18 protein-coding genes are annotated in these 21,480 nt (G+C 43.9%); 13 read left to right on the top strand and 5 right to left on the bottom strand.

What is annotated here, in order from left to right:
- Window positions 1-136: 136 nt before the first annotated feature.
- The gene (locus tag MKZ03_RS16590; RefSeq protein ID WP_307500362.1) at window positions 137-1,534 is read left to right on the top strand and encodes a bifunctional glycosyltransferase family 2 protein/class I SAM-dependent methyltransferase; all 1,398 of its coding nucleotides are present in this window, start codon (window positions 137-139) and stop codon (window positions 1,532-1,534) included.
- 12 nt (window positions 1,535-1,546) lie between these two features.
- Here the strand turns inward: MKZ03_RS16590 and MKZ03_RS16585 are convergent, their stop codons facing one another.
- The 5 genes from MKZ03_RS16585 to kduI all read right to left on the bottom strand — a co-directional run bounded on the left by MKZ03_RS16585 (window position 1,547) and on the right by kduI (window position 6,970).
- On the bottom strand, window positions 1,547-2,692 hold the full coding sequence (locus tag MKZ03_RS16585) for a Ger(x)C family spore germination protein (protein WP_307500361.1): 1,146 nt from the start codon (window positions 2,690-2,692) through the stop codon (window positions 1,547-1,549).
- Window positions 2,689-3,789 carry a GerAB/ArcD/ProY family transporter gene (locus MKZ03_RS16580; protein ID WP_106038999.1) on the bottom strand — a complete coding sequence of 367 codons (1,101 nt, stop codon included), beginning with the start codon at window positions 3,787-3,789 and terminating at the stop codon, window positions 2,689-2,691. The genes MKZ03_RS16585 and MKZ03_RS16580 overlap by 4 nt, the downstream gene beginning before the upstream one ends.
- Before the next feature lie 3 nt (window positions 3,790-3,792).
- Window positions 3,793-5,259 carry a spore germination protein gene (locus MKZ03_RS16575; RefSeq protein WP_341032462.1) on the bottom strand — a complete coding sequence of 489 codons (1,467 nt, stop codon included), beginning with the start codon at window positions 5,257-5,259 and terminating at the stop codon, window positions 3,793-3,795.
- A 105-nt stretch (window positions 5,260-5,364) separates the two neighbouring features.
- Complete coding sequence (gene kduD, locus MKZ03_RS16570; protein ID WP_034660196.1) at window positions 5,365-6,138, bottom strand: 2-dehydro-3-deoxy-D-gluconate 5-dehydrogenase KduD; 774 nt, start codon at window positions 6,136-6,138, stop codon at window positions 5,365-5,367.
- A gap of 4 nt (window positions 6,139-6,142) precedes the next feature.
- On the bottom strand, window positions 6,143-6,970 hold the full coding sequence (gene kduI, locus MKZ03_RS16565; protein ID WP_307500360.1) for a 5-dehydro-4-deoxy-D-glucuronate isomerase: 828 nt from the start codon (window positions 6,968-6,970) through the stop codon (window positions 6,143-6,145).
- Between the two features lie 262 nt (window positions 6,971-7,232).
- On the opposite strand from kduI, the gene MKZ03_RS16560 reads away from it, so the two are divergent.
- The 12 genes from MKZ03_RS16560 (at window position 7,233) to MKZ03_RS16505 (ending at window position 21,475) form a co-directional block, all read left to right on the top strand.
- Window positions 7,233-8,243 carry a LacI family DNA-binding transcriptional regulator gene (locus MKZ03_RS16560; RefSeq protein ID WP_307500359.1) on the top strand — a complete coding sequence of 337 codons (1,011 nt, stop codon included), beginning with the start codon at window positions 7,233-7,235 and terminating at the stop codon, window positions 8,241-8,243.
- An 85-nt stretch (window positions 8,244-8,328) separates the two neighbouring features.
- A complete protein-coding gene (locus MKZ03_RS16555; protein ID WP_341032459.1) occupies window positions 8,329-9,345 on the top strand; it encodes a sugar kinase in 1,017 nt (338 codons plus the stop codon).
- Window positions 9,317-9,916: a bifunctional 4-hydroxy-2-oxoglutarate aldolase/2-dehydro-3-deoxy-phosphogluconate aldolase gene (locus MKZ03_RS16550; protein ID WP_034660192.1), complete on the top strand. Its 600-nt coding sequence runs from the start codon at window positions 9,317-9,319 to the stop codon at window positions 9,914-9,916. Before MKZ03_RS16555 ends, MKZ03_RS16550 begins: the two co-directional genes overlap by 29 nt.
- A 118-nt stretch (window positions 9,917-10,034) precedes the next feature.
- Window positions 10,035-10,490, top strand: coding sequence for a GNAT family N-acetyltransferase (locus tag MKZ03_RS16545; protein ID WP_034660191.1), 456 nt, complete (start codon window positions 10,035-10,037; stop codon window positions 10,488-10,490).
- 91 nt (window positions 10,491-10,581) lie between these two features.
- Complete coding sequence (locus MKZ03_RS16540) at window positions 10,582-11,559, top strand: sugar-binding protein (RefSeq protein ID WP_341032636.1); 978 nt, start codon at window positions 10,582-10,584, stop codon at window positions 11,557-11,559.
- Window positions 11,556-12,998 carry a sensor histidine kinase gene (locus MKZ03_RS16535; protein ID WP_341032453.1) on the top strand — a complete coding sequence of 481 codons (1,443 nt, stop codon included), beginning with the start codon at window positions 11,556-11,558 and terminating at the stop codon, window positions 12,996-12,998. Before MKZ03_RS16540 ends, MKZ03_RS16535 begins: the two co-directional genes overlap by 4 nt.
- A complete protein-coding gene (locus tag MKZ03_RS16530) occupies window positions 12,992-14,410 on the top strand; it encodes a response regulator transcription factor (RefSeq protein ID WP_341032452.1) in 1,419 nt (472 codons plus the stop codon). Before MKZ03_RS16535 ends, MKZ03_RS16530 begins: the two co-directional genes overlap by 7 nt.
- A 101-nt stretch (window positions 14,411-14,511) precedes the next feature.
- Complete coding sequence (locus tag MKZ03_RS16525; RefSeq protein WP_334750521.1) at window positions 14,512-15,777, top strand: ABC transporter substrate-binding protein; 1,266 nt, start codon at window positions 14,512-14,514, stop codon at window positions 15,775-15,777.
- 55 nt (window positions 15,778-15,832) lie between these two features.
- Complete coding sequence (locus tag MKZ03_RS16520) at window positions 15,833-16,804, top strand: carbohydrate ABC transporter permease (protein ID WP_341032451.1); 972 nt, start codon at window positions 15,833-15,835, stop codon at window positions 16,802-16,804.
- On the top strand, window positions 16,801-17,622 hold the full coding sequence (locus MKZ03_RS16515) for a carbohydrate ABC transporter permease (protein ID WP_034660186.1): 822 nt from the start codon (window positions 16,801-16,803) through the stop codon (window positions 17,620-17,622). Before MKZ03_RS16520 ends, MKZ03_RS16515 begins: the two co-directional genes overlap by 4 nt.
- A 146-nt stretch (window positions 17,623-17,768) precedes the next feature.
- Window positions 17,769-18,719, top strand: a complete 951-nt coding sequence (manA, locus tag MKZ03_RS16510) for a mannose-6-phosphate isomerase, class I (RefSeq protein ID WP_106043201.1) — start codon at window positions 17,769-17,771, stop codon at window positions 18,717-18,719.
- A gap of 125 nt (window positions 18,720-18,844) precedes the next feature.
- Window positions 18,845-21,475 (top strand): glucosaminidase domain-containing protein, encoded by a 2,631-nt coding sequence (locus tag MKZ03_RS16505; protein ID WP_341032450.1) that lies wholly within the window; start codon window positions 18,845-18,847, stop codon window positions 21,473-21,475.
- Window positions 21,476-21,480 lie beyond the last annotated feature (5 nt).

The raw sequence follows: 21,480 nt of genomic DNA, 5'->3' as shown, positions 1-21,480 counted from the left end.
CAACGACCAGCTGCCCGCATGCAGCTGGTTTTTCTGTGTTAAACAAACGTTTAATCAAGAAAGGACAATCTCTCATCTTCTGAACGTGCTGTATATGACATACATATGGAACAGGCGAGCGAAAGGTGGAAATAAGATGAAAGGGAAAACGAGCATTGTCATGCTGACGTACAATGAACTGCATTTAACGAAAAAATGTATCGACAGCATCAAGCAGCATACCCGAAGTGACCAATATGAACTCATCATCGTTGATAATGCGTCAACCGACGGTACGAAGGAATATGTGAGAGAGCTGAAAGATGTGATTTTCATTGAAAACACAGAGAATCAAGGCTTTGCAAAGGGCTGTAATCAAGGAGCGAAAAAAGCGACAGGAGATAGCATTCTCTTTTTAAATAACGACACGATCGTAACGGAAAACTGGCTTTCTCCATTAAAAGAGGCGTTATTTGCATCAGAACGTATTGGGATGGTAGGACCAGTCTCCAATTATGTGAGCGGTCCTCAAATGGTCGAGCCATCGTATACAGATGTGAAGGAGCTCCCAGTATTTGCGAAGAATTATACGGCTGCGAAAAAAGGTCAGAGAACTTATGTACATCGACTTGTGGGGTTTTGTCTGCTTGTGAAAAGAGAGCTCATTGAAGAGGTGGGGTTATTTGATGAGCGGTTCGTGTATGGATCATTTGAGGATGACGATCTTTGTTTGAGATCCTTGCTAAAGGGATATCAGCTGCAAATCGTCCACGATTCATTTGTGCATCATCACGGTCATGCAACCTTTCGTGCGAATCAAGAAACGAACATCTCTACACTGTTTGCTGAGAACAGGCTTCGGTTTTTAGATAAATGGGGCATTGATCTCAATCTGATGACCCCCCATCCGTACTTTGCGGCTTTGCTGCCTGAAGACGCTGTATGTGTGCTTGATGTGGGATGCGGTGCAGGGGCCACAGGGCTTGAACTAATGAATCGGCAGTCTGTTGACATGTACGGGGTAGAGAAAGATCCATTAAAAGCAGCCATTGCAAAGGCATATTATGAAGAAGTCATCGAGGCAAAAGCAGATGAATACCCGTGGTTAGAGAAAAAAGCTTTTTTTGATGCGATTATTTTTTCTGATGTTTTAGAGCATGTGTCAGATCCTTGGCACATCATTGAACAAGCGCACGCATCTTTAAAACCTGGCGGTGTGGTCATTTGCTGCCTGCCAAACATGATGCATGCGGAGGTGCTTCTCCCGTTAATGACAGGGGATTTTACGTATCAAGATGCAGGGATTTTAGACCGAGGCCACCTGAGGTTCTTCACACTAAACACGATGCGTGCACTTTTCCCAGACTATTTGTTTGAACGGGTGATCGAGCAGCGGATCAATGTTCAGATTGATCAAAACGTCCAATTGTTTTTTGACGAGGTGGCGAGATTAGGAGCGTCACTTGGCTTTCAAACAAAAGCGTTGTCTGATCAAGTGACCCTATATCAGCTTTTAATTGTCGTGCGTAAAAAAGGCGGCTCCCCTTCGGGATAACCGCCTTTTGCATTACCATTTGAAGCTTTTTGTTGCGCCTTCTGCCCCAAAGTTTAAAATGCTGACTTTGACATCATATTCGATATCCGCTTCTTGAAAGAGCGTATCCCACTCGTTTCGATGCTTTTCCCAATAGTCAGGGTATTTAATACGGAAATGCTTGCTTAAAAAGATAGGATCAACGCCTACTTCATTTTGCATATGACTCACTGCTTTTTGAATGTGTCCTTTAATTTTCTTAGAGAAAATCTGCTCAAATCGTTTGATGTACTGCTCATCGTATGAATTTTCAGGAGGGTATTGATCCTCTGATAATTTTCCATTTGTTTGTATGCAAATTTTAAAGGAAATTTTCCCATTGTTCAGATAGGGTTCAACCTTGGTTTTTGATTTCTTAATTTCATACGTGATCGGAAAGTCTTTGTAGGTGGCAGGTACAACACCGCCTGATATCCGATCCATCACCCAGTTTAAAGATTGGACATCCTTCGAAGGGATGAAGCCAATCAGTTTTCGTGTTTTTCCATCTATAATTCCTGCCCCATCATAAATAAGTTCACCGTTTATCGCATCTACACTTTGTACAAGGAAGCTAATGCCCATCTGAAAGTAATCGGACGCCCGGCCAATACGTGTTGGCAGCAAAATTTTCCCATTAAAGCTTCGGTTTTTAGATGTTTCAAAGATATGCTCAACCGGAACCTTTTGCTGAGATTTCAATTTTTGGTTGATCACTTTTGACGCATCATTTCGTGACACGAGAAGATAGCTGCTTCGCCGAACCTCATCATCTCGTATAAAGTGATTGAGCGTTCCTTGAATATCGTGATGCTCTGCCTGATTTTTGCCGAACAAGAAGATTTTCAGATGATCACTATAGATCGGCGGGTCCTTTAAGGCGACATTACTGACAGCCTCCAGCACATTTTTCCCTTTTGAGACGACATTCACATAGCCAGGAGAATCGGCTTCTTGTGTTCCGCCTGTTTTCGGTACAAGGTTTTGGTAGGTCAGCTTAACTCCATTCTCATCTTCCTCATCAATACCAACACCGCGTACAAACGATAGTTTTTCAATATCCTTTAAATCCCAGCACCCTGATGATAAAAGGATAAGACAGCAGGATAAAAAGATGAACAATACACGCCTTCCTCTCATGCAGAACGACCTCCCCATTTTTTACGTATCATCAGCAGAACAGCTGTAATAAAAGGAATGGCTAAAACCGCGAACAATGCGTAGCCGAGTAAAGTAGAGAAGTAAAAGACTTCATTGATATTTCTCGGAAATAAAGAGAGGGCAGAGGTAATCAAAAACAGCAGCCAAAGCAGTCTCGTTACATTGGTCGTCTTAAAGACCGTGTGGCACCCTTTAATGGCAAATTGGAAAAAGCCAAGCATGCAAATAAACTGCTGGCACGTCCAGATCGTCAGTAAAAAAATATCAAATCGTTCAATGAAGACCCCTTCAAGTTCTAGTGCTTGAATGAGGGAGACAGTGGGCCAGGTGAGGGATTTCGTTTCTCCAACGGTCATGGAACCAATCACAATAAAGAGCGTGAGAGAATAGATAAGTGAGGTAATTCCGACCCCGATCGCAGCGGCCCATTTCGCCTTCGACCATTTGTCTTTATAAATGAGTGGTACAACAAACAAAATGACCTCAAAGCCTGTAAATTGAATAAATGTTTGAGAGAACAAATTACTGAAATCTTTAAACCCGTTCGCCATCACCGGGCGTAAGTAATCAAAATCGAATATTTTCAAACTAAACAGCATGAGCCCAATATAAATGATCATCGTCATCGGATATATGTATGTCACCATTTTCACTATTGGAAAGATACCACTTTTCAAATGATAGATCGCCACAAGAAGAAAAATCATCACAATCACTGCCATAGGAGTCGATTCCAGCAGGAAAAATTGGACCACTTCCCCGAGGACACGCGCTTCAAAGCCGACAATGCCTAGTAAATAAGCGATCAGCATTAAATTAAAGATCGTGCCAAAGAATGCACCGGCTCCTTTTTTATTTGACTCAAAAATGGTGTCCGGCGCATTTTTTTCAGCAATCCATCCTAACAAAAAAGCAACGAAAGCAAAGATGACTCCCTGTATTAATACAATGATCCAGCCATCAGGGAACCCTGAATTGGCAGAACTGCGTGGAATGGTTAAAATTCCAGCGCCTATCATTGTAGAGCTGCACAGAATGGTGACTTGTAACAATGATAGCTTCTCAGCTCTGTACATCGTTTAATCTCCTTGTCTTTTGAGATTTTTTATTTTTGCTGTTTTCGGTCTCGATTTAAATAGCCCAATTGGTAAACGTACGTACGTATCCTTTAAATCTGAAAACGGTGAAGATAAAACAGGTGTGAAATAGTCAAAACCAAAGGTCTTTAATTGCATCAGGTGACAAAGCACAAATAAATAACACATGATCAAGCCGTATAACCCAAGCATCGCTGAACTGAAAATGGCCATAAAACGCAAGATGCGCAGCGGGAAACTAAAGTCATACGAAGGGGCAGTGAAATCGGCCAATGCGGTCAGCGACACGATAATCACCATTAACGCACTGACGATATTGGCTTGGACAGCCGCCTGACCAATGATGACGCCGCCAATGAGCCCAATCGTCTGCCCGATGGCTCTAGGAAGCCGAAGTCCAGCTTCTCGCAGCAGCTCAATCGTAAAAGACATAAGAATCGCCTCGACAACAGGAGGAAACGGAACATTCTGCCGGCTGCCTGCGATGGTGAGTGCCATTCGTGTTGGTAATAAACCGGGGTGATATGAGACAAGAGCGATGTAGAGCCCTGGTAAAAAAATCGTTAACAGTACGGCAAAATAACGGAGTAGGCGCAAAAGAGTCGCACTTGTCCATCTTTGATAATAATCCTCCGGTGATTGCATCAAGGCTGTAAGTGTCATAGGCATGATGAGGGCAAAAGGTGTGCCGTCGAGCAAAATGGAGACTTTGCCTTCAAGCACAGATGCAATCACCCGGTCAGGACGTTCTGTATTTTGAATCTGCGGAAAAATGGAGATGTGGCTGTCCTCAATCAGCTGTTCAATATAGCCGGTTTCAGGGATGTCATCCATTTTGATTTCGGTCATGCGTGATAAAATATCTTCTACTAATTTGGGATCAACAATATCACGAACGTACACAAGGGCAGCAGACTTTTTATTGCGAGTACCTACATTTATCTTTTGAATGACAAGGTTAGGGTCGTTTGCCCGCTCACGGATTAAAGCCGTGTTTTTTTCAAGATTTTCAATAAAACCAATTCGCGGACCTCTTACAAGGACTTCCGATTGCGGCTCTTCTACTTCTCTAAATTGAAAAAGATTCGTTTGGAGCGCAAGCGCTTGCGTTGCTCCATTTACAAATAAAATAGCCCTGCCGTTATATAACTGCTCGATGGCAAGGTTCATATCTTCCAGCACGTCATTTTGAATGCCAAAGAACGTTTTAGACAGGGACGGAAGCGTAGTAGAATCAACCTCGGTGATGTCCAGTTCCTTTTGCATGGGTGAAATGATTTGCTTGGAAAGCATCTCAAATTCTGTAAGTCCTTCAACGTACATGAGACATGCAGAGATAGCAGAAGGGCCAAATGAAAATGAGTGGAACACGATATCATCACTTTTCCCGGCAAAGCTTTTGATACGCTTGATGACGGACGCTATATCTTGTTCAATACGACTTTTCATAATACCTCACCCTCATGTCATGTTTTTTATAGAGTGACTCGATAGGAGGAGAATTATGCAAATAGAAAAAAGAGAATCCCTGCAAATAGGAATTCTCTCGTGTGTTTATCTGGCAAGCCAGCCGCCATCAACAGCTAAAATATGACCGTTCATATAATCAGAGGCTGGTGAGCTAAGGAAAACAGCAGCGCCGGCTAGATCCTCGGGCTTACCCCAGCGCCCGGCGGGGATTCGTTTGAGTATCTCTTCATTTCGATTTCCATCGTCTCGAATGGCTTGCGTGTTATTGGTCGCAATGTAACCAGGAGCGATCGCATTCACTTGTATATGCTGGTTCGCCCATTCGTTTGCAAAGGCCTTCGTCAGCCCTGCGACTGCGTGTTTACTTGCTGTATAAGCGGGGACAAAGACGCCGCCTTGAAACGAAAGAAGGGAGGCGATATTGACGATTTTCCCTTGTCTGTTTTTCAGCATCTGCTGTCCAACCCTTTGGGTGAGGAAAAAGAGACTATTGATATTCACATCCATGACCGTATGCCAATCTTCCTCTGAATAATGAGCGGCCTGCTCTCTTTTAATGGTGCCAGCATTATTGATTAAAATATCGATCGTATGCTTTTGTAACATGGCATCGACAGCCTGCTTTGCAGTTTGAGGGTCGGAAAAGTCAACCTGAACCGCATGAAATGAGCGGCCCGCCTGTTCGACTAGCGCTTTCGTTTCCTCAAGCGGTGTGTGGTGGTATGTGCCGATAATATCTGCGCCTGATCTGGCAAGCGCCACAGCAATGCCCTGCCCAATGCCGGTTCCAGGACCTGTCACAAGGGCTGTTTTGCCTTCAAGAGAAAAGAGGGACGCTACATAGGATGCTGACGTCATCACATTACCTCAGCTGGTCCATTGGGACAAAGTCCATATCTTTGAACGTATAGTTCTCGCCTGCCATCGCCCAAATAAATGAATAATTCGCTGTACCTGATCCTGAATGAATGGACCAGGCAGGAGAAATGACCGCTTCCTCATTGGCGACAACGAGATGTCTTGTTTCAGATGGCTCTCCCATAAAATGAAAGACACGAGCATCTTCTTCGATATCAAGATATAAGTACACTTCCATACGCCGATCATGAATATGAGCGGGCATCGTATTCCACGTGTTATTGGTTTCCAGCTGAGTGATTCCCATCATGAGCTGACAGCTTTGAATGCCATTTGCGTGGATGACTTGATACAGGTTTCGTACGTTTGAAGCAGACGCTTCCCCTAAGTGATTTGGTGTTAATTCAGCGATGGCTGCTTTTTGCGTAGGGTACGCTTGATGAGCCGTGGCTGATACAAGATAGAACTTGGCCTCTTCGCCTGATGAAGTAGCAAACTGTACATCTTTGTGTCCAAGCCCAATATATAAGAAATCTTTATGCTCCAGTACAAAGGCCTCACCATCGACAGTGACCGTTCCTTGACCGCCGACATTCACAATGCCGATCTCTCGTCTTTCAAGGAAATATTCCGTACGTAAAAAGTCTCCGGCATCTAATGTGAGCGGCTCTGCTGCCGGCATGACTCCGCCAATCACCACGCGATCCTCATGCGAATAGTAGAGCTTTAATTCACCACTGACGAATAGCGTAGGAATATGAAAATGACGACGAAGTTCCTCTGTTGTAAAACGTTTGACCTGCTCAGGGTGTACAGCATAACGATTTTCCATTTGAGATAAGCCTCCCTTTCCATCTGAAATAAAATATTGATGTTTTATTTGGTATCGGTTTCAAGGAAAATTCTAGAGGAAAAAGAGAACGCCGTCAACCGTTATTTTGAAATCGTTTTCTTTTTATTTATTTAGATGATTTTTTGCCCTCTTCATGCAAAAAAATCTTCTGGAATGCATGAAATTATGATATGCTCTTTTTAAGTTATTTGAAATCGGTTTCGAAACAAATGAGAAGATATCGATTGTGGGAGTTTTTTGAATGAAAGAGAAAAAGCAAACGAAAGTCACCATCAACGAAGTGGCCGCTTATGCAGGTGTTTCAAAATCAACTGTATCTAGATATATCAATGGCAGAACAAATGAAATTTCTGCTGATAAGGTAAAAAAAATCAAGAAAGCCATTGAGGAACTCCATTATCGTCCGAGTCAGCTCGCTCAAGGATTGAAAGTAAGAAAAAGCAAAGTCATTGGGTTTATTGTAGCCGACATTACGAATCCATTCTCTGTAGCGACACTTCGCGGTGTCGAAGAAATTTGTGATGAATATGGATACAGCATCATGGTGTGCAACACAGATAACCGTCCAGAAAAAGAACGAGAAATGCTCCTCAAGCTGAATGCGCATTATATTGAAGGGCTCATCATCAATACGACAGGCCAGAACAATGACATTCTGCAGGATTTTAAGAAAAACGGTGTACCGATTGTCCTTGTTGACCGGAAGTTACCTGAACTAAAAGTCGACACAGTGACAACGAATAACCGTGATATCACGATCCGGCTGCTTCAACAAATGTATGAGAAAGGCTATGAGCACATCGCCTTCTTTACTGAGCCTGTCGATGGAATCAGTCCTCGTGAAGAACGAAAAGAAGCATATGAACAGACAGCCATGAGTAAACATAAGACGTCCATTATTGCAGAAATTGATTTGAAGAAAAAGGAGCAATTGCGAGAAGAGCTTGTCCGTTTTGTACAACTAAACCAACAGAAAAAAGCGATTTTAGCAGCCAATGGATTACTCATGCTGAAGCTGATAAGTGAACTTGTAGAGCTTGGGATAAAGATTCCAGAGGAGATAGGCATTGCAGGGTTTGATGATACAGAATGGTATAAGCTGATTGGGCCTGGAATTACAACGGTTGCCCAGCCATCTCATGAAATGGGGAAAGCCGCAATGCAAAAAATCAAGACACGGCTTGAAGGGGATGAAAGTGCGCCCCAAACCATTCAGCTCGATGGAGAAATCATCGTAAGAAAATCTTTATAAACGATAGAAGAGAAGAGTATACATACGTGCATGCTCTCTCTTTTTCAGCTGATTTGAAACCGGTACCAAGAGAGGGGAGAAATGAGTGAAAGCATTGGATGCGGTCACATTTGGGGAATCAATGGCGATGTTTTACGCAAAAGAAGCCGGAGAGCTTCATCAAGTGCAGACATTTCAAAAGGCGCTTGCTGGTGCCGAAAGTAACGTGGCAGTCGGTTTGGCAAGGCTTGGCTTTGATGTGGGATGGATGAGCAAAGTCGGAGCGGATTCACTTGGCACATTTATTTTAGAAGAGCTTCAAAAAGAAGGGGTCGATACAAGTGCAGTGATCCGTTCAAATGATGGGTCTCAAACAGGGATTTTACTTAAATCAAAAGTGATGGATGGAGACCCTGACGTCACGTATTATCGTAAAGGCTCTGCTGCGAGCACAATGAGTCCAAGCGACTTTCCCGCCAGCTATTTCAAACAGGCAGGACACCTCCATATGACAGGTATTCCGCCTGCATTATCCAGTGAAATGAGAGCGTTTTCTTTTTGTGCTCTTCAAAAAATGAAAGAAGCAGGCAAAACCATTTCATTTGATCCAAACCTTCGGCTGCAGCTATGGGAAGAGGAGGAAGATATGATCCATACGGTGAATCAAATGGCTTTTCAAGTGGATTGGTTTTTTCCGGGGCTTGCAGAAGGGCAAAGGCTCACAGGCTGTCACGAGCCGGAAGAGATTGCCAATGTTTATTTGCAAAAAGGCGTCAAGCTTGTGGTCATGAAGCTCGGTGCAGAAGGTGCCTTTTATAAAAGTGCAGCCAGTCAGGGGATTGTGAGCGGATTTTATGTGCCAGATGTCGTTGATACAGTCGGTGCCGGTGATGGATTTGCCGTGGGGGTCATCAGCGGCTTATTGGACGGTTTATCATATGAAAAATCTGTGACAAGAGGCAATGCTGTAGGGGCTCTTGCGGTGATGTCTCCTGGCGATAAAGACGGACTGCCTACTCGGGAAGAGCTTCAGGCTTTTATGAAAGAAGCCAAACGATATCACAGACGAGAATATATGAAGGGAGATGAAGGATATGGGCAAGTCAGCAAGTTTGAGCGTTAAAGAGCAGCTCGCGGCTTGTAAGCTGATCGCAGTGGTGAGAGCGGGGAGTGAAGCAGAAGGCATTGAGACCATTGAGCGTTTAAAGAAAAAAGGCGTTCGAGCCATTGAAGTGACGTATACCACGCCTAATGCTGAACACATCATCGCGTCCTTTCAGCATGAGCAAGATCTGATTGTAGGAGCAGGCACAATCACAACCCTTGAGCAGGCACAATCAGCCATTGACGCAGGCTCACAATTTATTGTCAGTCCAGGATATCTCCCTGTGATCGGAGAGCATCTCTCATTTCACGACACACTCTATGTACCAGGTGTCCTCACCCCAAGTGAAATCATGCAGGCAAAAGCAGATGGCTACTGCTTGCTCAAGCTTTTTCCAAGCGGTTCCTTCGGTTTATCCTATATGAAAAACTTACAAGGTCCGTTTCCAGAGATTGAATTTATTCCAACGGGCGGTATTCATCCAGCCGATGTGCCAAAATGGCTGAAAGCTGGTGCAGTGGCAGTAGGAGTCGGAAGTCAGCTTGAAAGCAGTACAGCAGAAGAGTTACAAGCGGTACTTTCTTCATAAATAGTTGATATCAAACGAACAACTGGCGGATGGAGGCCGGTTGTTTGTTCGTTTATCTGACATAACAGCAGGTGAATGCTGACTCTTCACGTACAATGATCGTGAAGGAGTGATAGACATGTACATTCAACAAGATACACTCACGGATGGACAAATAGAGCAGCTGATTACCGCTCATATAGAAGAAATGAAAGAGCATTCCCCGCCAGAAAGCATTCATGCCCTTCCGTTAGCTGATTTGAAAAAGCAAGATGTCACAGTGTGGAGTGTGCGGGAAGGAGAGGAGCTTCTTGGCTGTGGAGCGTTAAAGGAGCTGTCAAGTGATCACGGCGAAATCAAATCAATGAGGACCGCAGCTCTCCATATGCGAAAAGGTGTAGCAAGGTATATGCTGAACCATCTTCTCCAAGAGGCAAAAAGGCGCGGCTATTCACGTGTCAGCTTAGAGACAGGTGCGATGTCTTTCTTTGAGCCAGCAAGAAAACTATATGAGAGTGTTGGTTTTTATATTTGCCCGCCTTTCGATTCATATCAAGAAGATCCAAACAGTTTATTTATGACAAAGGAATTATAGAGGTCGAGAGAGTATGCTTATAAGCAGCTCTTTTTTTATGCGCAATATTTGAAAGGGGGAGGATGTGGTGAAAAGATTAAAGTGGATCGGGATGGGCGCCTTTCTCACTTTTTGTGTCGTATCTGTTATTTTTTTAACATTATTAGGTCAAGATTTATTTAAAATTGAAAGCGCTTCCGAAAAAGCGTCATCAACCTATCAATATCACTTTGTCCTTGTACCGGAGGAACTTGATAATGAATATTGGCAGCTGGTACAAAGGGGAGCTGCTGATGCGGCAGCCGTTCATCGCGTGTATCTAGAATATTTGGGTCCGAAGCAAGCAGATATAGACGATCATCTGAAAACCATTGATATGGCAATCGCAGGGCATGTCGATGGCATTATGACGCAGGGACTTGATGAGAAAAAATACAAACCGCTTTTTCAGAAGGCGAGGGAAAAAGGCATTGATGTTGTCACCGTCGATACGGATGCAGAGGGGAGCAAGCGTCAAGTGTATGTAGGCACGGACAATTATTATTCAGGCTTTATCGCAGGACAGGCACTCATCGCAGATACAAAAGGCGAACAGTATGTAGGAATTGTCACAGGCAGGCTTGATGCCGTTCATCAAAAGCAGCGTGTCAAAGGATTTCGAGATGCCGTCGCCGCTGAACAACGTATTCATATTGCTGGAATAGAAGAATCAGCCATTACGAAGTCAGGGGCCTCCGGTGCCGCGTATAAACTATTAAACGATCATGCGAAGCTCACCGCATTTTACGGCACGAGTGCATTAGATGGTGCAGGCATCATTCAAGCAACAGCACAATATCGATCGTCCACAGATTTTTATGTGCTCGCATTTGACACATTGCCAGATACGATTCAGGCGCTCGATGATGGAAAGATTGATGCAGTGGTTGTTCAGCATCCTTATGAAATGGGCTATCAAGCAGTGGAATCGCTTGTACGTTTGCAGAAAGGTGAAAAAGAAGAACCACTCCAGTACACAGGAACGAGTGTGATTCGGCGCGAGGATCTGCCTCTGCAGCAAACAGACAGAAAGCAGGGGGTGCAGCCATGAGAAGGATTCGAAGTAAATTGTTATTGGCATTTTTAATCCTTGTGTTCCTTGGCAACGTGGCCGCTTTTTTCGTCTATTGGAGCAGCTCGAACATCACATCAGAATATAGCAGAAGCTTTCGTTCCTTTCTCCTGCTCAATGATATATCGACAGAGGCAAAAACGATGTATGAAAAGGTCAATGCGTATGCGATTGAAAAGGATCGGCAGTTTGCCAAAGAATATCTGGCCTCAAAACAGAAAATGAAATCCTATGATCAGGCATTGCGAAAGGATGCCGGGCTTCATGCGGCGATTCCTTCTATTGAAAAATACCAATATATGATGCGGACGCTCATCAATGAAAGTGATGCGACCATGACACATGTAAAAGAAGGGAAAATCAAAGAATATGCAGCAAGTGTAAAGGAGGTGAGAACCGTCTCCTCCTACATACAAGAGCAAACGATGACCCTGCTTGATGATGAATTGTCTGAGTATCAAGTACTCTATCAATCTCTGCAAAAAAGACATCAAACCTATGCACTCTTTACCTTATGTTTGTTTACGCTGTCCATTGGGGTCGCATTATGGATGGCGTATATGATTGCTGGAGGGATATCAAGGCCGATCGTCCATCTGTCTCGAAGCGTAAAGGAAGTATCAGAAGGAAATTTTGATGGAGCGGACTTGCATGTCACCTCAAAGGATGAAATTTCTGTATTAAATGAGGCCTTTCAGCGAATGCGTCAAGAGATGAAAATGATGATTGAAGAGATGAAACAAAAGGCAGCCTTAGATCAAAAAATCAAAGACATGAAGCTGAAAACGCTGCAAAACCAAATGAATCCACATTTTTTATTTAATACATTAAACCTCGTCTCACGCAAGGCTTACTTAGAATCAGCGGATGCCACATCGAGGTTGATCCAATCCGTTTCCACGCTGATGCGGTATTCGCTCTCTGCTCTCAGTGCATCTGTTACGTTGGAGCAAGAAGTAAAAGTGGTCAAAGAATATTTTCATATACAAGAAACAAGATTTGCCGATCGTATTACATGCAAAACGACCATAGATGAATCATGTTTATCTGTACATATCCCAAGTCTCACCTTACAGCCGCTTGTCGAAAATGCCTTTATTCATGGCGTTGAACCAAAGGAGGAAGACGGGCTTGTCGAACTCTCGATCTATCAAGAAGGCGGCTATGTGATGATTCGGATTCGGGACAATGGGATGGGGATCAATGATCAAGAGATAAGGAGATTGCTATCAGAAAAAGAAGAGGAAAGTCCAAACACCTTGAGTAAAGGGCACTCGACAGGGATCGGTCTTCGAAATGTGATGTCAAGGCTGCATTTGTTTTACGGGGTAAAAGATGCCCTACAAATTGACTCAAAGCCAAACGAAGGCACCACCATTCAATTGGCTATTCCGATAAAGGAGGGACCGGCATGCTGAACGTGCTGATTGTGGATGATGAAAAAATAGAACGACTAGCGATGCGGAAATTCATGACCGATTGGCTTCCAGAGTGTCATATATCAGGAGAAGCTGAAAATGGAAAGAAGGCGGTTGAATTCGTGCGAACTGAGCCCGTTCATCTTGTGCTCATGGATATTCAGATGCCTGGAATGGACGGATTGACAGCGATCAAGCAGATCAAAGCGAGCAGTCCTCATACAAAATTCATTATGCTGACAGCGTACGATACGTTCGATTATGCCAAGCAAGCGATGCAGGAAGGGGTGAAGCAATATCTCGTTAAACCGGCTGACAAAGATGAAACCATCGCCGCCATTCGAACGGTTGCGGCAGAGATTCAGCAGGAGGCGTCTCAGCGGCAGGCGGTGGCGGCCGGTCAGCAGTCAAAGTGGCTCGAAGCTCATGTCATAAATGGTCAGTCTTATACCTCCATGGAGTTTCAACAAATGTTTCACGAATATGAAGCAGGTCTTGTCATCGCTGTTCAGCGGACAATCGGGGATCAGCTGTTGATTGATTTACAGACATCTCCCCTTTTTCATACGGTACCGATTCAGGTGAGTGGTGAGCTGTTTACATGTCTCATTTATCGCCACCAAGCGCCTGGTCAGTTAAAGGCAGATGTCCTGCATGCGATTCGAACTGCCACAACAAACGATCAGCCTTCACCTGTCGTTGGCATGGGACACCCGGTCTCAAACCCGCTTTATCTTCAGAAAAGTGCAGCAGAGGCGAAGCTTTCCTATTATCAGCGAAAAAAGAGTCCCGGCGTTGTTCGTTATGGTTTTTACCAAACAGAAGAACAGTCCCATCCATTGATCCATCTGCCGGAGCTTGCAGACGATATGATGCAGGCACTGGAAGAAGGGAGAAGAGAGGGTGCGCTGGCTTTATTCGATGCCTTTGAACTAGAGGGAGCGACCATTTCACAACTAAAAGAGCTGCTGATTTTATTTAAATCACGGCTCCGAGCAGACTGGCCAATATTAACGATCAGCACCGCAGCTGAATGCCGTGAGTGCTGTGAACATTTATTTGATGTGTATGAAGCGAGAACCCAGACCGTGAATGACATTGAGCGGGCAAAACGCTACATCAAAACGCATTTTTGTGAACAGATCACGCTTGAGCAGACTGCCGCCTATGTTGATTTAAGTCCAACCTATTTCACAAAGCGCTTTAAAGACGAGACAGGGCTGTCATTTAAAGAGTATGTGACAACCTGCCGGCTGGATAAAATCAAAAAGCTTCTCAAAGACAGCTCGCTTAGTTTAAAAGAAATTACCTATCAGGCAGGATATACAGACCCCAATTACGTCAGCCGTGTGTTTAAGAAGATGGTCGGCTGTTCACCGAAGGAATATCGAAAACAAACCGTAAAAAAGTGAAGAATTTCATAAAAAAGTGAAGAAGTTTGCTGAAAAAAAGCGAGGATCTGCCATTATACTTATTTTGATAACGCTTACAAAATAGGGATGGGGGATCAATCATGAAGTTCAAATTAGGTTTTACGCTGTTAGCGCTCTGTATGCTTATCGTCACTGCCTGTAGTTCATCGACCAACTCAGATGCAAAAAAAGAGGGCGGAGCAGAGAAACTAGACATTTTCTCTTGGTGGACTGGAGCAGGTGAGGAGGACGGACTGAAAGCACTCATTCAATTGTTTGAAGAGAAAAATAAAGACATCCCAATTGAAAATGCAGCCGTCGCAGGTGGTGCTGGTACAAATGCAAAGGCTGTTCTGACTAGCCGGATGCAAGGGAATGACCCGCCAGCTACGTTCCAAGTACATGGCGGAGCGGAGCTGAATGAGAGCTGGGTCGCAGCAGGCAAAATGGAGCCGCTGGATGATCTATATGAAAAAGAAGGCTGGAAGGACAAATTTCCGGAATCACTCATCGACCTTGTCAGCAAAGATGGGAAAATCTATTCAGTACCAGTGAATATTCACCGAGGCAATGTGCTTTGGTATAACAAGAAGGTATTTGATGATGCAGGCTTAGAGCCGCCAACGACCTTTGATGAATTTTTCAAAACAGCAGATGTCTTAAAGAAAAAAGGCATTACACCGCTTGCACTTGGTGATAAAGAGCCTTGGGCAGCGACGCATTTGTTTGAGAGTGTGCTGCTCGGCGTTTTAGGCGCTGACGGATATCAAAAACTTTGGGCTGGCGACATGAAAATGGATGACGCAAAAGTGAAGGAAGCGGCAGACATCTTTGGACGTATGCTTGAATATGTCAATGATGACCACAGCTCACGTAACTGGCAGGATGCCTCGCAGCTCGTGGCAAAAGGAGAAGCAGCAATGAATGTCATGGGCGACTGGGCGAAGGGGTACTTTGTGAATGATCTCGATCTGAAGGTGAATGAAGACTTTGGATACGCGGCGACTCCTGGAACAGAGGGAAGCTTTATGGTGATCACCGATACATTCGGACTGCCAAAGGGCGTGAAACAGCCAGAAAACGTGAAGAAATTCTTATCTGTTTTAGGATCTGTCGAAGGACAGGATGCATTTAATCCGCTGAAGGGGTCGATACCGGCACGTGTAGATGCAGATGTCTCAAAATATGATGAATACGGAAAATCGGCGATGAAAGCATTTAAAGAATCAAAGCTGGCGCCGTCTCTCGCACATGGTTCAGCTGCTGAAGAAGGGTTTGTGACAAAAGCGAATCAAGCCGTAAATATCTTCGTCACGCAAAAAGACAGCAGCCAGTTTGTTTCATCTTTAAAAGATTCAATGAAATAAAGACGAGGAGGCGGCGGCTAAGCACCGCCTCTTTTTTGAAAAGGAGTGTAGCTTCATGCGCATGGACACATCGCCGATCACAAAAGCAGCAACACCTAAAGTCAAACGTGTTCGGAAAAAATGGAATGGGGATCAGCTGCTTGCGCTGCTATTTTTAGCCCCGTCGGCTGTTTTATTATTCATCTTTGTTTACGGCTTTATTGGCTGGACAGGGTATGTGTCATTATCAAACTGGACCTCGCTTGTTCCGAATTTCTCTTTTGCAGGTCTTCAAAACTATATCATGCTGTTTCAAGATTTCCGCTTTCAGTCAGATCTTCGAAATACGGTCTTTTTTACTCTATTCTTTATTGGAGCCGTCATTGCCTCTGGACTTGCACTTGCGATTTTACTAGATCAGAAGATCAAGGGTGAATCTCTATTTCGGAATTTATTTTTCTTTCCGATGGCCCTTTCCTTCGTTGTGACAGGGGTCGTCTGGCAATGGATTTTAAACCCGTCCACTGGGGTGAATCTGTTTTTAAAAACGCTTAGTATCCAGCCTAAGTGGTACACGGATACGAACATTTTAGCCGGATTTGTCTGGGGGAAAATTGAGTTTGGTGTCCCTGCCGCAATGATTGCAGTCGTGATTGCAGCTGTTTGGCAGATGACTGGCTTCTCTCTAGCGATGTATTTGGCGGGTTTGAGAGGAATTCCAGAGGAAGTAAGAGAGGCTGCTAGAATGGATGGCGCAACTGAATGGCAGATTTACCGGAAGATTATTTTTCCTCTATTAAAACCGATTACTGCAAGTGTCATTATCATCATGGCTCATATTTCGTTAAAGATTTTCGATTTGATTTACTCGATGACAGGACCGGGTGCAAACTTTGTCACAGATGTTCCTGGCGTTTACATGTTTGAAATGACCTTTAGAGGAAACCATTATGCAGGCGGTGCCGCCATTGCGATTGTTATGCTGATCTCTGTTGCGGTCTTTATCGTGCCGTATCTCCTGTCGAGCCGGAAGGGGGCGTCATCATGACAGCTAGATGGTTTGTCCGTCCAGTCCTTTATGCTTTATTGATTTTGTGCAGTCTTTTTTTTCTGATGCCAGTCTATGTCATGCTCGTCACAAGCTTGAAGCCATTAGGTGAAGTGACCCTTGAGAAAATGTGGGCGCTGCCATCAACACTCGATTTTTCAAGCTATCAAATCGCATTTGAAAAGCTAGCGCCCAATTTAATGAATTCACTTTATCTTGTCATTCCGGCTACCTTATTGTCAGCTGTACTAGGAGCGATGAATGGCTATGTCCTATCAAAATGGCGTTTCAAAGGGTCAGAAGTGGTCTTTACGCTGATGCTGTTTGGGATGTTTATTCCATATCAAAGTATCCTCATACCACTCATTCAATTTTTGCGTGAAATCGGATTGTATAATTCGATTCCAGGTCTGGTGCTTGTCCATGTCGTATATGGACTCCCGATCACAACGCTCATGTTCCGAAACTTCTATGTGAGCATCCCGGATGAAATGATTGAATCGGCAAAAATGGATGGCGCAGGGTTTATCGGGATTTTCAGACATATGATTCTTCCGCTTTCGATCACAGGGTTTGTTGTGGTCGCCATTTGGCAGTTCACAAATGTGTGGAATGAGTTCTTATTTGCAGTCACGATGACCACTGCGGAGCATCAGCCGGTGATGGTCGCCTTGCAAAATCTATCAGGCAGTCAAATTGTGCAATGGAACGTCCAAATGGCAGGGGCGATATTGGCCGCACTGCCGACACTTTTGGTCTATATTCTGCTCGGAAAATACTTTGTCAAAGGGCTTCTCGCAGGCTCTGTCAAAGGATGAAATATTTTTGTGTTATCGTTTTCATTTGGTGTACTGAAAGGATTGACTTCTCTTTAGATAGCGTCATAATAAAAGTTGAGACTTGCTAGTTTTCATCAAGCTTGGCAAGGATTATCAAAGGGTAGCAAAGGGAGGAGTCATCCTGAATGAAGCAGTCACCAATTTTTTTACTGCCTGAATTGAAGGAGAGAATATGGGGAGGTACAGCCTTAAGGGATCAATTTGGCTATGATATTCCTTCTGATCAAACGGGAGAATGCTGGGCAATTTCTGCTCATCCAAACGGACCAAGTGTCGTGCAAGACGGTCCATATAAAGGGAAAACGCTGATCGAACTATGGGACAATCACAGAGAATTGTTCGGGGGAATAGAAGGCGATCGATTCCCGCTGTTAACCAAAATTTTAGATGCAAACCAAGACTTGTCCGTTCAAGTTCATCCGGATGATGATTATGCGGAAAGACATGAAAATGGCGAGCTTGGAAAAACAGAGTGCTGGTATATCATTGACTGCAAAGAAGGGGCAGAAATGATCTATGGGCACAATGCAAGAACAAGAACTGAGCTTGTGACCATGATGAACAGTGGAGATTGGGAAGGTCTTTTGCGAAGGGTGAAGATTAAGCCTGGTGATTTTTATTATGTGCCAAGCGGAACCATTCATGCGCTCTGCGAAGGAACGCTTGTCCTTGAAACGCAGCAAAGCTCAGATACAACCTATCGGGTATATGATTATGAACGAAAAGATCAGGATGGCAATGAACGTGAACTTCATTTTGTGCAAGCCATTGATGTCACAACGGTTCCTCATGTAGACGGTTATACAGATGAATCAGTTGAAACACGCCGTGGGCTGACCATTCGAACTTTTGTTGAAGCAGAGTATTTCTCTGTGTATAAATGGGAAATTGATCAAACAGTAGAGCTTTCGCAAGATTATCCGTTTTTGCTGTGCAGTGTGATTGATGGAGAAGGGTCTTTAACGCATGATGGACATACATATCCACTGTCTAAAGGAGCTCATTTTATCCTGCCGGCTGAAACAGGGAGCTTCTCAATTGAAGGAACTTGTGAACTGATTGTGTCGCATATATAAAGGAAAAGAGGACTTCGAAGGGGTCCTCTATTTTTCTATTGCATAAATGACTTGAAAGAGTACTTGTTTTTGTCGATAAAGAGATTAGTAGACTATTATGCAAAGTTAAGAGAGGGACAGGGAACGTGAAAAAAACCATCAAGATTATGTTACTCGCAGCTGCCTTTGGTATGACAGTACAGACGGGCAAAGAAGCGCAAGCAGCCTCCTATGTCGATCAATCCATTTATACGATGAACACCTCAAAGGTATTTACAACAGAATCAGAAGTGAAAAAAGCAGTGGAAACATTGAAGAAGGACAAAAAGTGGACAGCCACTTATCAAACCTCAGGAAACACGTCGACCTATCAGCTCACTGCCTCAGGATATGAGTCGCAAACAGCAGCGAGTGCAAGTGCAGCTGCATTAAAAAAAGAGACGGGCATGAGCGGTACGGTGTCTCCAGTAGGTGACCGCCTTCCTTTACAAAAGGTCGTATCTGACCCAGTCAATGATGAAGCTCAGGCAAAAAAGCTCTCGCTCGAGCTAACGAAAACATCAGGGCTCAATAGCACCTATGAAGTCATCAATCAAAGCAGACCTTCTTATCAGGTCATATCAGGAACCATTGATTCTGAAACGAAAGTCAAAAATATTCAAAACGAATTACAAAAGCAGGCCGGTGTCACCAGTACATACCAAACTGAAAACAAAGCTGGCACTGTGTATCAGCTGATTTCAGGTGGTATCGTTGGACAAAGTAAAGCGAATACCATCCTGCAAGGCTTTCAAAAGGAGTCTGGTTTAAAAGCAGTGCTTCAAACGGTGACAGCAGGCAAGCCATATTACATCGTCACATCAGCTGCACAAGCCAGCCAGTCAAAAGCACAGACGCTCCTTACCCAGCTGCAAAGAGAAGCAAAGATCAGCGGGAAGATTCAAAAGACAGGCGCTTTAAAAAATGTTTATCGCTTGGAATCAGGCTATTTCAAAGACAACAAACAAGCATCCTCAGCTGCGGCTCAGATCAAGAAACAAACCGGCGCTGCAGGGACTGTGCAGCGAGTGGGAAAAACAAAAAATTATATCGTGAAGCTCAATCAACTGAACGATACAGCATACGGAAAAACGTTGGCCTTTTTCAAGAAAAAGAAATGGCGCTACACATCCAAAAAGATCTCTTCTACACAGCCATATCAAGTAGTGACTGGAAACCTATTGGGAGATGATCAAGCGAAAAAAGCAGCAGCTTTCTTCCAAAAGAAAAAGGTATCAGCGACAACGAAAAAAACAGGTAAAGCATCTGACAGCACGTATCGACTTGTCGTCAATCAATCAGCGGAGCAAGCCAAAATAAATAAAGGTGCCGCATATTTAAAAACGCAGAAGGTGACAAGCAGCATCACAACAGGTAAGGGACAAGCTGTCAGCAAAACGTATAGTCTCAAGACAACACCTGTATATGAGCAAAGTAAAGTCAAACAGGCTCAAGAGATTATCAAGAAAAACGGCGTTGCCAGCAGTACAAAAACGCTGACAGAAGCGGTTAAGCAATACCGGATCACGACAGAGCCGACGGTGAATCAGACAAAACTGAATCAAGCGTTAAGCTATTTAACGAAACAAAAAATGAAAGCAGCTGCTCAAAAAACAGGTACAACTGATTATGGTCAATATCAGATTAAAACCGGTGTCATTTCCACAGCTGCATTGCGCGACCAAGGCCTGGCATTTTTCAAAAAACGGAATGAACCAGCTGCTTATAAAACAACAACGAAACCAACCTACAAAATCAACATTACGCAGCAATTCACAGGATTACCAACTGTAAATGCGGCGATTGCTTTTGTGAAAAGCCAATATGGCTGGACAGCCACAGCCGTAAAAATCAAAAATGGCCCAATGGTCATGCAAACGAACTACAACCTCACTGTCAATGAGATGGTGAATAAGCAAATGAAGGTGTCACCACAGACAGATGGTGCAGCCTATGTCTATGCAGCATATGTAGACCCGGCGACGTCAACTGTGAATACGGACGGCTTAAATGTTCGTTCTACACCTGATTCGAGCTCTGCAAGCAACATCGTGGCGCAGCTGAACAAAGGAACAAAAGTAAGACAGCTTGGGAAAGAAGGAAACTGGATCAAGATCAGCTTGGGCTGGAGAAATGCAAGTTCAGCAGAGGTGCAAAAATACGTAGACCCAGCCAATATTGCTGAGGGCACTCAATCTTATTTTCAATTTCTGAAACTCTCTGAAGCTGCGAATCTCAATCCGGCAGAAGTCAATTCCAAGATTCTAGCAGGTAAAGGGATTCTAGCAGGTAAAGGACAAGCCTTTATTACGGCAGCGAAAACGTATCATATCAACGAAATTTATCTCATTTCTCATGCGTTGCTTGAAACGGGTAACGGAAGTTCGATTTTAGCGAATGGTACGATGTTTAATGGGAAGAAAGTATATAACATGTATGGCATTGGCGCATACGACAGCAATCCGAATTACCTTGGTGCAAAGTATGCGTATGAACAGCAATGGTTCACGCCAGAGGCAGCGATTATTGGCGGGGCAAAATTCATTGGCAACAGCTATATTAATCACGCCACATACAAGCAAGATACGATTTATAAAATGCGCTGGTCTAGTGCAGCGACTCATCAATATGCAACAGATATTGGCTGGGCTTATAAGCAAGTCACTCGTATGTATAGCTTGTATAACTTACTTGATAACTATACGCTGTATTACGACATCCCGGTTTATAACAAATAAAAAAA

This window comes from Bacillus sp. FSL R5-0431 (genome assembly GCF_038002985.1).
Lineage (GTDB): Bacteria > Bacillota > Bacilli > Bacillales > Bacillaceae > Bacillus.
This window is presented reverse-complemented; position numbering and strand designations above follow the sequence as displayed.